The sequence below is a fragment of the Ralstonia pickettii genome (genome assembly GCF_001699815.1).
Taxonomy (GTDB): Bacteria; Pseudomonadota; Gammaproteobacteria; order Burkholderiales; family Burkholderiaceae; genus Ralstonia; species Ralstonia thomasii.
On record NZ_MCGB01000057.1, the window covers coordinates 591,879 to 603,836 of the forward strand.

Below are 11,958 nucleotides of genomic sequence, written 5' to 3' on the forward strand. Positions count from 1 at the left end.
TGATCTCCCCGTCCTTATGCGAACCGCTCGATCTGGCAGACCGTCGTTTTCGTTTCCTGCATCATCGTCACCGAGTCGTAGCCGTAGGTCGTGGCCGTGTTGACGGCCTCGCCGCGCACGATCGGGTGGGCGCCCTCCGGGTAGTAATCGAGCAGATCCTTGCCCTGCCACCAGCCCGAGAAGTGGAACGGGATGAAGGCGTGGTCTATACCCACACGCTCCGTCACCAGCGCACGCACCTTGATCTGGGCGCCGGTGGGCGTCTTGACCCAGACGAAATCGTTGTGGCGAATGCCCCGGTCAGATGCAGCCTTGGGGTTGATCTCGACAAAGTTCTCTTGCTGCAGCTCGGCAAGCCAAGGGTTGGAGCGCGTCTCTTCGCCGCCGCCCTCGTACTCCACCAGCCGGCCGGAGGTCAGGATGATTGGGAATTTCTCGTAGACCTTGTTCTCGATATTGCGCTGCTGCACCGTCTTGTACAGCGTCGGCAGGCGCCAGAAGACCTTCTTGTCGTCGTGCGTGGGGTACTTGGCGACCATGTCGGGCCGCGTGGAATACAGCGGCTCGCGGTGCTGCGGAATGCCATCGGGGAAGTTCCACACGATCGCGCGCGCCTTGGCGTTGCCGAACGGGTGGCAGCCGTGCTTCATCGCCACGCGCTGGATGCCGCCGGACACGTCGGTCTTCCAGTTCTTGCCTTCGGCGGCCTTCTTCTCGGCGTCGGTCAGGTCGTCCCACCAGCCAAGTTTTTTGAGGAACACGTGGTCGAACTCTGGGTAGCCGGTGGTCAACTCCGAGCCCAGCGAGAACGAGCCATCTTCGGCCAGCAGGTTGACGCCATCGCGCTCCACGCCAAAATTGGCGCGGAAGTTACCGCCGCCCTCCATCACATGCTTGCTGGTGTCGTACAGGTTGGGCGAGCCGGGGTGTTTGAGTTCCGGCGTCCCGTAGCAGGGCCAAGGCAGGCCGAAGTAATCGCCGGTCAGGTCGTAGCCGGTTTCGGCATCCTTGCCGCCCTTGCAGCGCAGCGTGCGCACATCAAACAGATGCATGTTGCGCATGTGGGCCTTCAGGCGTTCCGGCGATTGGCCGGTGTAGCCGATCGTCCAGTTGCCGCGGTTGATCTCGCGCAGGATCGATTCGATCTCCGGCTCGCGCCATGTCATGCCGGCGCGCTTGTATTCCGTGATCTTGTAGTTCTTCGACAGCTCCTTGCCGAAGCCCAGGCGATCGGCAAACGCCTGCATGATCACGTGGTCGGGCTGCGATTCGAACAGCGGCTCGATGACCTTCTCGCGCCATTGCAGCGATCGATTCGATGCAGTGCACGAGCCCGACGTTTCGAACTGCGTGGCGGCGGGCAGCAGATAGACAGCGCGGTTCGGATTGGGCGGCGTACCATCGGCGGCGGGCATGTTGGCCATGGCCGCCGTGGCCGACGGGTATGGGTCCACCACCACCAGCAGGTCAAGCTTGTCGAGCGCGCGCTTCATGTCCATCCCGCGCGTTTGCGAGTTCGGAGCGTGCCCCCAGTAGAAAACGGCACGAACGTTGTGGTCCTGGTCGATCAGCTCGTTCTTTTCCAGCACCGCATCGGCCCAGCGCGAGACGGTGGTGCCCGACTTCTCCATCATGGCCTGCGAGGCGAAACGGCCCTTGATCCAGTCGTAATCCACGCCCCACACGCCAGCAAAGTGCTTCCACGCGCCGGCAGCCAGGCCGTAGTACCCAGGCAACGAATCGGGGTTGGGGCCGACGTCGGTCGCACCCTGCACGTTGTCGTGGCCGCGGAAGATATTGGCGCCGCCGCCCGACTTGCCGATGTTACCCAGCGCCAGCTGCACAATGCACGACGCGCGCACGATGGCATTGCCGATGCTGTGCTGCGTCTGGCCCATGCACCACACCAGCGTGCTGGGGCGATTCATTGCCATCATCTCGGCCACCTTGTGCACCTGTGCCTCAGGCACGCCGCACACTTCCTCGACCTTGTCCGGCGTCCACTTGGCAAGCACTTCATCGCGCACCTTGTCCATGCCGTAGACGCGGTCATGGATGTACTGCTTGTCTTCCCAGCCGTTCTTGAAGATGTGATACAGCACGCCAAACAGGAACGCGATGTCGGTGCCCGACCGTATGCGCACGTACTCATCCGACTTGGCCGCCGTGCGCGTGTAGCGCGGGTCCACCACGATGACCTTGCAGCCCGTTTCCTTGGCATGCAGCAGATGCAGCATCGACACGGGGTGCGCCTCGGCCGCGTTCGAGCCGATGTACAACGCGCACTTGGCGTTCTGCATGTCGTTGTACGAGTTGGTCATCGCGCCGTAGCCCCAGGTGTTGGCCACGCCGGCCACGGTGGTGCTATGGCAGATGCGCGCCTGGTGGTCGCAGTTGTTGGTGCCGAAGAACGACACCCACTTGCGCATCAGGTACGACTGCTCGTTGCTGTGCTTGGACGAACCCACGAAGAAGAACGAATCCGGTCCGGTCTCCTGGCGGATGGTGTTCATCTTGGCGACGATCTCATTGAGCGCCTGGTCCCAGCTGATGCGCTGGTAGCGGCCGTCGACGAGCTTCATTGGCGTCTTGAGGCGGTATTCGCCGTGACCGTGCTCGCGCAGGGCAGCGCCTTTGGCGCAGTGCGCACCCAGGTTGATCGGCGAGTCGAATACCGGTTCCTGGCGCACCCACACGCCGTTCTGCACGACGGCATCCACCGAGCAGCCAACCGAGCAGTGTGAGCACACCGTGCGACGCACGACGATGTCTCCCTTTCCCTCGGCCGCCTGGGCTTCACCCACCACCGATTTCTTCACCAGCGAAAGCTGCGTTGCGGCCAGGCCTGCGCCCACGCCGATGCCAGAGCGCTTGAGGAAGGTGCGGCGGTCCATGGTCGGCAGTGCACCGGCCAGACTGCGCGCCAGACTGCCAGCAAGCGATGCGGCGCCCTGTCCGTTTGAACGTCGAGCCGGTGCGGCTTTGGTGTCCTGTACCGCCGGTTTGCGGGTCAGAAGCATGAGGTCACCTGAAGATGTGGGGTGCGTGCAATGACGATGGAGCAACAGCGGCGCGCGTGCAGCCGCATCAGATCCACGTCGTCTTGTAGTACTTGCGGATGTGTTCGCTCAGCCGGTAACCGGTGGCGCCGTCATCCGCGGCGTCGGTTGCGGGTGTGGACGGAGCAGTGGGCGCTTGCACGAGATGGCCGGCTGTCGCGGCAGTGCCTGCAGCCGCGGCGGCGACCGCCGCCCCCATCAGGAAGCGGCGGCGAGTGGGTGCAACATCAGCGAAATCCGCTTCTGGGCGCACGTGAGGGGCGGTGTTCAAACCTGGCATTTCGATGCTCCCCGGCTCTTTCAAACCGATGACCGAATGTAATAGGAATTTTCCAACACATTTTAGGAGTAACGGCATGGGAAAACCATGCCCAAAACCCCTCACCGAGGGATTTTCCTGACGATTTACCGATGAATTTTTTCAATGAGTCGGATTTGAACCGGAGCGCCGTGACGCTGGCCCGGCGTGGCTCTTCGGCGTCCGCTTATTTTTTAGGCAACCGAGACGACGGCTGTCATGCCAATTCAAGGGCGAGCCGCTCCACGTCAAAAAACGCTTTTGCCAATCCCGCCACATCGGCATAGAGCGCGGCGCGCGGATGCTGCAATACAGCATCGCAAGCCGTATCGACCCACGGGGCCAGATGACGCTGGAAAAATGCGCGCTGCTCTCCGATGCGGGCCACGGCAACGTCGTCCCCGGCGATGAGGTAACGCATGACCTCGCACAGGGTCGCGAGGTGATCTTCGGTTTCCGTGATGCCCTCGGCGCGCTCCAGGCCGTGGCGGCGCAGATCGTCGCGCAACACCACGAGCGGCTTCTCGTTCATGAAACCGGCCTGGTAGTACGAGCCGTACAAGAACACTTCGGGCTTGCCGACGCCGATAAACAGTTCGGTGTATTCGTCGTCGGCCTGCTCGGCGGTGGTCTGGCCCGCGCGGGCGACAAGCTTTCGCCAGGCCTGGGTGAGAGCACTACTGGCGGCGGCTTGCGCATCGGCTGCGGCGATATCGCCGTCGCCTATCGGGTCCAGCGGCGCGGCCGCGATGCGCTGCAGCAAATCGGCGTCTGCCGCGTGGAAGAACAGCGTGGCCAGCAGGCCGTACAGGTCGGCACGGGCGAGATCCTCTGCGCTGTCGGCGGGCGTGGCGGCGGGCTGGAATTGCAGGGGCTGGGCGTCGGTCATGGGATCGGGAATCGGCTTCAGTGTGCGGTCTTCAATGCGCAGTCTTCAGTGCGGGGCGCCCGGGCGTTCGCCGTGCTGCATCATGTCGATCACGCGGCAATCGCTGCACATCTTGAGGCGCTCGGCGGCGGCGCCGGAGAACGCCGGATGCGCGCCCAGCTTGGCCAGCATCGTCGCGACCATCTGCGCGGTGCCGAACGGCTTGTTGCAGCGGATGCAGTGGAACGGCTGCGCCTCGTTGAGCGTGGCCGATTGGCGGGCTTCTGCCGACAGGTTCAAACGCGGCACGAGGGCGATGGCGCTTTCAGGGCACGTGGTCTCGCACAGGCCGCATTGGACGCAGTTGCGCTCGATCATGGCCAGCACGGGCCGCTCGGCCTGATCGCGCAGCGCCTGCGACGGGCACGCGCCCACGCACGCCATGCACAGCGTGCAGCGTTCGCGGTTCACGGTGATGGCGCCAAACGGCGCACCGGCTGGCAGCGGGATGATGGCCTCGGTGGCCTTGGCGTGGCGTGCAAGATGGTCGAGCGCGAAATCGAGTGCCTCGCGCTTGGCAGCGGCCACCGCAAAGGTGGCCGCCGGCATATCACGGCGAAAGCCGCGCACCGGGCCCGACACGTCGGCGTGGCTCAAGCGTGCATCAAGCGCCGCCGCATCCGCCACGTCGATCAGCACCACACCCGCCCCGTCTGCCGGTTCACCCAGCCCCTGCAGAACCGCCTGCGCCACGGCAACCTGCTCGGCGAGCATCGCGCGGTACTGCGGCGCGTCGTCTTCCGTCAGCAGGATGGCGATGCGCGCGGCGCCGTAAGCCAATGCGGAGAGCCACAGGTCCAATCCCGTCGATGCCGCATGGAAGACCTCGACGGGCAGCACATTCACCGGCACGCCCTGGGCCTTGCCGATACGCGCGGCACGGCCCAGTTGCTCGATCAGCGTGCGGCCCCGCCCACCGTTATGCAGCAGAACCACGGCATCACGCCCACCCGCCGATGCATACGTGCCGAGCAGCGTCTTCAGCTTGCGCCCCTGGTACGGCGCGCTCGGATAGGCATAGGTGATGGCGCCGGTGGGACACGCGGTCGTACACGCACCGCAGCCCACACAGAGATTGGGCGTGACGTGCACGCTGCCGCGGCCGTCCTTCCACTGCGACGCAATCGCCGACGCCGAACACACGTCCACGCAAGCGTTGCAGCCCACTTGGCCGTTACGCCCGTGCGCGCAGATCGATTCCTTGTACTGGAAGAACTTGGGCTTCTCAAACTCCCCCACCATTTGCAGCAACGCCAGCGATGCCGTCAGTTGGCGGCCCGCGTCTGCGCCCGCATGGAAGTAGCCCTGCGGCGGCTGGTGCTGGGCAAACGCCGGCGCATCGTTCAGATCGAAGATCAGGTCGAATTGGCCCGATAGCGCCTGCGGTGCGTCCACGCGGCTGAAATCGATGGCCAATGCATCGCCGCACGCCTTGACGCACGCGCGATGGTCGCGGCATGCATCCAGATCGATCTGGTACAGCGCGTCGATGGCGCCTTCCGGGCAGACATCGATGCAGGCGTTGCAGCGCGTGCAGCGGTCCAGGTCAATCGGGTTGCGGTTGCGCCATTGCACCTCGAACGCACCAAGCCAGCCGTTCACCTGCGCCAGCTCGCCCGCGTGGACCGGCCAGCGGCGCTCCATCGGCGGGACAAACGGACCACTTGCGCGATCGCGCCCGGTGACGAGCACCGCCACGCTCAGTTGGTCGGCCAGCCGTTCCGCCCACGGCATGGCACGCTCGGCAGGACCGATGATCAGCACGTTGCCGTCGGAGCGGTAGTCGACCACCGGCACTGGCTCCGGCGCCGGCAAGCCAGCGACGGCCAGCAGCGCCGCTGTCTTGGCACGGAAACCGCGCGCATCGCGTTTAGCGCCTGCCGACCACCCGCCCGTTTCGCGCACGTTGACGAAATGGATCGGTGCGGTCACACCCTCATGCTGCGCGGCCACTTCTGCAAACAGCGCCTTTTCCTGCGTGCAGGCAACAACGACGTCTTCCGTACCATCCAGCGCCTGTGTGAACGCGCTGATCTCGCGGCGGCACAGCAGGTGGTGCGTCTTGCTGGGGGCGTCGATAGCGGCGTCAGACGCGCGCAGGGCGTCGCCCACCGCATCGGCATCGATCGGCATGGTGTGATTGCAACTGCAGAGCAGTGTCGGCATGGATTTGTGCGTGAGCGCCCACGTGCATGGCGCAGGCTGTGGAGACATGGCAGCACGGTCTTTGCCGCGCGGCCTTCTTTTTATTCTACGGACGGCGGCTTAACGCCGCCATGCGGGGTTGCCTGGGCGGGGTCATCAACGCGGGGCGACTCGGCATCGGCAGGTTCAGGCGGCGTCTCGCCCGTCACGAGAGGTGCAGCGGCCGATACCGGTTCGATTCCTGGCGGCGCAGCCACATCCTCGTCCAGCGGCTCGAACAACCGCAGTTCCGCCGTGTGCCGCAGCTCGCGCAACATCTCGGGCGGGATCGGGTCGGGCTGAGAATAGTCGTCGATGTAGGTATCGAGCCCGTCCATCACATTGAAGTGTGGATCGGCGAAGAGCTTCTTGAGCGCGGCACGCTTGACGGCTTCGTCCACCCCGTGCGCGACGAAGGGCGAGAAATCATCGGATGGCGTCAACTTGGAGGCGTCTTCCAGCGTGAGCGGGGGTGCCGCTTCGGGCGTAGGCTCGACCGTCGACGCTTCAGGCACGACGACGGGGGCCGGCTCGGCGGGCGATGCCGCTTCCGGTTCGGGCTCGCCCCGCCGTTCGGCGGCCTTGCGGCGCGACCAGCGCGAGAGGAAGGTTTCGTCGCTCACAGCAGTCTCGCTCAGAACTTCGCGCGGTCTTCCGGCGGCAGGAACGACTCCGGGCGGCGCCGCTTCTTCGGCTCGGGCCGGTAGTTTTCGGCCACGTACGCCTGCAGCCACTCCAGCGCAGCGGCATCCAACGGCACGTTTTCGACCGTCTCGCCGCCGTCGAGCCAGCGACCAGCCTCGTTGTAGCTCAGCGAAACCGTATGCGGAATCGCCCGGCCCTCGTCGGTCGTGCCCGACTCGCCCAGGCGCCACAGCACGAACCAGCAGGGCGCGGCGGAGGTCACGTTCAGGTAGTAGCCCTCGGCCTCGTCGCGAAACAGCGTGACGGAGAAGCCGGGCGTGAGCCAGCGCTCTTCGCCCTTCTCATCCTCAGCGCGATCGAGGCAGCGCGGTGCGGTGCCGTATTCGCCCAGGTCGGGCACGACAGCCTCAAGCCGCCACTGGAACGGCTGCCAGCGGTTGGCCGTCGGGCGGCGACACAGCACCACTGCCACCTTTACGGAGGGGCGCTCCGTCTGACGATCGTTGGACAACGGTTCGCTGGCATCCATGGCTTGGCGCTCAGGTGTTCTGCACGACGATTGACGGGAACTTGCTCGTCATGTCCTTCGCCTTCTCGGCCACGGCAATGGCGACGCGGCGCGCGATCTGCTTGTACACGCCGGCAATCGCGCCATCGGGGTCGGCCACCACGGTGGGGCGGCCCGAATCGGCCTGCTCGCGAATGGACAGGTTCAGCGGCAGGCTGCCCAGGAACGGCACGCCGTACTGTTCGCACATCTTCTCGCCGCCGCCGGCGCCGAAGATGTGTTCGGTATGGCCGCAGTTCGGGCAGCAGTACACCGCCATGTTCTCGACCACGCCGATGATGGGAATCCCCACCTTCTCGAACATCTTCAGGCCCTTCTTGGCGTCGAGCAGCGCGATGTCCTGCGGCGTGGTGACGATCACCGCGCCCGTCACAGGCACCTTCTGCGACAGCGTGAGCTGGATATCGCCCGTGCCCGGCGGCATGTCGACGATGAGGTAATCCAGGTCGCGCCAGTTGGTCTGCTTGAGCAGTTGTTCGAGCGCCGAGGTCACCATCGGGCCGCGCCAGACCATCGGGTTGTCCTGTTCGATCAGGAAGCCGATGGAGTTGGCTTGCAGGCCGTGCCCCTCCATCGGCTCCATCGTCTTGCCGTCGGCCGACTCCGGCTGGCCCTGGATGCCCAGCATCATCGGCTGGCTAGGGCCGTAGATATCGGCGTCGAGAATGCCGACGTTGGCGCCTTCCGCAGCCAGCGCCAGCGCCAGGTTCACCGCGGTAGTCGACTTACCCACTCCGCCCTTGCCCGACGCCACGGCAATGATGTTCTTCACGTTCGGCATCAGGTGCACGCCGCGTTGCACCGCGTGCGCCACGATCTTCATCGACACCTGCACGCTCACATTTTCGACACCTTGCACCTGACGCAGCGCCCCGATCACGAGCTTGCGGATCGGCTCGAACTGGCTCTTGGCGGGGTAGCCGAGTTCCACGTCGAGCGACACCTCGCCGCCATCGACCCGGATGTTGCGCGCCGATTTGGACGACACGAGGTCGTGCTCGGTATTGGGATCCACCACGCCGCGCAGGGCTTCGGTGATCTGTTCGATGGTTACGCTCAACATTTGCTCCACAAATCTAATGCGAATGGGGGACGGGCCAACGGTGACGCGGCATGAACTTTGCGGCGCCCTGGCCACTCTATCTACTGTTTTGCTATTGTATTTTGCCGGCGCACCGTTCGTCCGATTCCCCCTCAATATCCCTCCGATGCGCCGGATATCGGCAAACCCACAAGAACCGATCCCGTTACCCGTAGGAGAAACCATGAAAGCCAAGCTTATTTCCGTCTCGCTGATCGCCCTGCTGGCCGCCGGCTGCGCCACCGAGCAGCAGAACCAGACCGCCATGGGCACCGGCGTTGGCGCGGCCGTGGGCGCTGGCATTGGCGCGCTGGTCGGCAACGGCAAGGGCGCCGCCATTGGCGGTGCGCTGGGCGCGGCCACCGGTGCAGCCGTCGGCTACAACTGGGGCGCCATCAAGTCCAAGCTGGCTGGCGATACGGCCGGCACGGGCACGCAGATTTCGGAGCAGCCCGACGGCTCGCTCAAGCTGAACATTCCGAGCCAGGTCTCGTTCGACACCGACAGCGCGGTGATCAAGCCGTCGTTCCGCGGCCCCTTGGATAGCGTGGCACAAACGCTCACGCAGCATCCGGAGCTGGCCGCCAATGTGGTCGGCCACACGGATAGCACCGGCAACCCGAACTACAACTTGACGCTGTCGCAAAAGCGCGCGCAGAGCGTGGCGAGCTACCTGACGGACCGCGGCGTGGCCCGCAACCGCCTTTCCGCTGAAGGCCGCGGCCAGAATCAGCCCGTTGCCGACAACGCCACCGAGGCCGGCCGCGCCCAAAATCGCCGCGTCGAAATTTATTTGAAACCAATTCAAGGGTAACCCTGTCATAGAAAACAGGTGCCGCTTGCCACACGTTGCTGGCTCGCGATGCGTGGCTGACCTCCCGGGCGGTACCTGATTTCTCCTCCTTTTCCGTTGTGGAAAGCTGCGCCGGCTCTGACCGGCGCTTTTTTTGGGTCACACGATGCGCGGCATCGTGACGCATAGGCCGAACTCCACGATCACACCCACGTTCCGCAGATTCGTCCGGGAACGGCCTGATACCGCCGGGCGCGCTAAAATATGCGTTTATCCGCGCGCCGCGCCCTGTTCGCGGCCCGCCCGCACCTTTCTGGCCTGCCCATGTCCGAACGTCGCATCCTCGTCACTTCCGCCCTGCCTTATGCCAACGGGCCGATCCATATCGGCCACCTGGTCGAGTACATCCAGACCGATATCTGGGTACGCTTCCAGCGCATGCGCGGTCATGAGACCTACTACGTGGGTGCCGACGACACGCACGGCACGCCCGTCATGCTGCGCGCCGAGAAGGAAGGCCTGACCCCGCGCCAGCTGATCGAACGCGTCTGGACGGAACATAAGCGCGACTTCGACAACTTCCTGGTCTCGTTCGACAACTACTACAGCACCGACTCCGACGAAAACAAGGAGCTGTGCCAAAACGTCTACCTCAAGCTCAAGGAAGCCGGCCTGATCGACGTGCGCGAGGTCGAGCAATTCTACGACCCGGTCAAGGAGATGTTCCTGCCAGACCGCTTCATCAAAGGCGAATGCCCGAAGTGCGGCGCGAAAGACCAGTACGGCGATTCGTGCGAAGTCTGCGGCGCAACCTACCAGCCGACCGACCTGAAGAACCCATACTCCGTGGTGTCGGGCGCGACCCCGGTGCGCAAGTCGTCGGAACACTACTTCTTCAAGCTGTCCGACCCGCGCTGCGAGAACTTCCTGCGCGACTGGGTGGCCGACCTGGCCCAGCCCGAAGCCACCAACAAGATGCGTGAATGGCTCGGCGAGGAAGGCGAGGCCAAGCTCTCGGACTGGGACATCTCGCGTGATGCGCCGTACTTCGGTTTCGAAATTCCGGGCGCCCCGGGCAAATACTTCTACGTGTGGCTGGATGCGCCGGTCGGCTACTACGCCAGCTTCAAGAACCTGTGCGCCAAGCGCGGCCTGGATTTCGACGCGTGGATCAACGAACACTCGACCACCGAGCAGTACCACTTCATCGGCAAGGACATCCTCTATTTCCACACGCTGTTCTGGCCGGCGATGCTGAAGTTCTCCGGCCACCGCACGCCAACCAACGTGTTCGCCCACGGCTTCCTGACGGTGGACGGCGCGAAGATGAGCAAGTCGCGCGGCACGTTCATCACTGCGCAAAGCTACATCGACACCGGCCTGAACCCAGAATGGCTGCGCTACTACTTCGCGGCCAAGCTGAACGCGACGATGGAAGATCTGGACCTGAACCTGGACGATTTCATCGCCCGTGTGAACAGTGATCTGGTGGGCAAGTTCGTCAACATCGCCAGCCGCTCGGCGGGCTTCCTGGTCAAGCGCTTCGAAGGCCGCGTGAGCGACGCCGCGCTGGGCCATCCGCTGATGGTGCAACTGCGCGAAGCCGCCCCGCAAATCGCCGATCTGTACGAGAAGCGCGAGTACAGCAAGGCACTGCGTGCCGTCATGGAACTGGCCGATGCCGTCAACGCCTTCGTCGACACCGAGAAACCGTGGGATCTGGCCAAGGATGAAGCCAACCGCGAAAAGCTGCACGCCGCATGCTCGGTCGCGCTGGAAGCGTTCCGCCTGCTGGCCGTGTACCTCAAGCCGATTCTGCCCACCACGGTCGAGCGCATCGAAGCGTTCCTCAACGTTGAGCCGCTGACGTGGCGTTCGATCGATTCGCAGCTCTCGTCGGATAAGCCGATCCAGCCGTACTCCCACCTGATGACGCGCGTGGACAAGAAGCAGGTGGATGCGCTGGTGGAGGCAAATCGTCAGTCGCTGCAGGCCACCGCAGAAGCCCCGGCTGCTGCCGCCGCCAACGGTGCTGCCGCCATTGAGCCGATGGCCGACACCATCACCATCGACGACTTCGCCAAGATCGACTTGCGTGTCGCCAAGATCGTCGCCTGCCAGCGCGTGGAAGGATCGAACAAGCTGCTGCAGCTGACGCTGGATGTGGGCGAAGGACAGACGCGGAATGTGTTTTCGGGTATCCAGTCGGCATATGCGCCGGAAGATCTGGTGGGCAAGCTGACCGTGATGGTTGCCAACCTGGCACCGCGCAAGATGAAGTTCGGGATGTCGGAAGGGATGGTGTTGGCGGCTTCGGCTGCCGATGAGAAGGCTCAGCCTGGGCTTTATATTCTTGAGCCGCATTCTGGGGCGGTGCCGGGGATGCGGGTGCGGTAATGGTT

At 64.3% G+C, this 11,958-nt stretch carries 9 protein-coding genes; 2 read left to right on the forward strand and 7 right to left on the reverse strand.

Annotated elements, in window-relative coordinates; translation table 11 throughout:
• Positions 1–14 precede the first annotated feature (14 nt).
• The 7 genes from BEK68_RS10630 to apbC form a co-directional block, all read right to left on the reverse strand.
• Positions 15–3,020, reverse strand: a complete 3,006-nt coding sequence (locus BEK68_RS10630; protein ID WP_009241253.1) for a molybdopterin-dependent oxidoreductase — start codon at positions 3,018–3,020, stop codon at positions 15–17.
• Between the two features lie 67 nt (positions 3,021–3,087).
• A complete protein-coding gene (locus tag BEK68_RS10635; protein WP_009241254.1) occupies positions 3,088–3,339 on the reverse strand; it encodes a twin-arginine translocation signal domain-containing protein in 252 nt (83 codons plus the stop codon).
• A 235-nt stretch (positions 3,340–3,574) separates the two neighbouring features.
• The gene (locus BEK68_RS10640) at positions 3,575–4,246 is read right to left on the reverse strand and encodes a TorD/DmsD family molecular chaperone (protein WP_009241255.1); all 672 of its coding nucleotides are present in this window, start codon (positions 4,244–4,246) and stop codon (positions 3,575–3,577) included.
• A gap of 45 nt (positions 4,247–4,291) precedes the next feature.
• Positions 4,292–6,451: a 4Fe-4S binding protein gene (locus BEK68_RS10645; RefSeq protein ID WP_012436198.1), complete on the reverse strand. Its 2,160-nt coding sequence runs from the start codon at positions 6,449–6,451 to the stop codon at positions 4,292–4,294.
• Positions 6,452–6,531: 80 nt separating this feature from the next.
• Entirely contained in the window at positions 6,532–7,092 is a 561-nt protein-coding gene (locus BEK68_RS10650; RefSeq protein WP_009241257.1) for a DUF3306 domain-containing protein, read from the reverse strand.
• Between the two features lie 11 nt (positions 7,093–7,103).
• Positions 7,104–7,643 (reverse strand): DUF3305 domain-containing protein, encoded by a 540-nt coding sequence (locus tag BEK68_RS10655; RefSeq protein ID WP_004632131.1) that lies wholly within the window; start codon positions 7,641–7,643, stop codon positions 7,104–7,106.
• A gap of 10 nt (positions 7,644–7,653) precedes the next feature.
• Positions 7,654–8,742: an iron-sulfur cluster carrier protein ApbC gene (apbC, locus tag BEK68_RS10660; RefSeq protein WP_024542202.1), complete on the reverse strand. Its 1,089-nt coding sequence runs from the start codon at positions 8,740–8,742 to the stop codon at positions 7,654–7,656.
• Between the two features lie 205 nt (positions 8,743–8,947).
• Between apbC and BEK68_RS10665 the strand changes: the two genes are divergently transcribed.
• A complete protein-coding gene (locus tag BEK68_RS10665) occupies positions 8,948–9,577 on the forward strand; it encodes an OmpA family protein (RefSeq protein WP_009241259.1) in 630 nt (209 codons plus the stop codon).
• Positions 9,578–9,880: 303 nt separating this feature from the next.
• Entirely contained in the window at positions 9,881–11,953 is a 2,073-nt protein-coding gene (metG, locus tag BEK68_RS10670) for a methionine--tRNA ligase (protein WP_024542203.1), read from the forward strand.
• Positions 11,954–11,958: the final 5 nt, after the last annotated feature.

Excerpts from the sequence above, each read along its gene's own strand:
- BEK68_RS10630 (WP_009241253.1), bottom strand. The coding sequence starts at position 3,020 with ATGCTTCTGACCCGCAAACCGGCGGTACAGGACACCAAAGCCGCACCG.
- BEK68_RS10635 (WP_009241254.1), bottom strand. The coding sequence starts at position 3,339 with ATGCCAGGTTTGAACACCGCCCCTCACGTGCGCCCAGAAGCGGATTTC.
- BEK68_RS10640 (WP_009241255.1), bottom strand. The coding sequence starts at position 4,246 with ATGACCGACGCCCAGCCCCTGCAATTCCAGCCCGCCGCCACGCCCGCC.
- BEK68_RS10645 (WP_012436198.1), bottom strand. The coding sequence starts at position 6,451 with ATGCCGACACTGCTCTGCAGTTGCAATCACACCATGCCGATCGATGCC.
- BEK68_RS10655 (WP_004632131.1), bottom strand. The coding sequence starts at position 7,643 with ATGGATGCCAGCGAACCGTTGTCCAACGATCGTCAGACGGAGCGCCCC.
- BEK68_RS10665 (WP_009241259.1), top strand. The coding sequence starts at position 8,948 with ATGAAAGCCAAGCTTATTTCCGTCTCGCTGATCGCCCTGCTGGCCGCC.
- metG (WP_024542203.1), top strand. The coding sequence starts at position 9,881 with ATGTCCGAACGTCGCATCCTCGTCACTTCCGCCCTGCCTTATGCCAAC.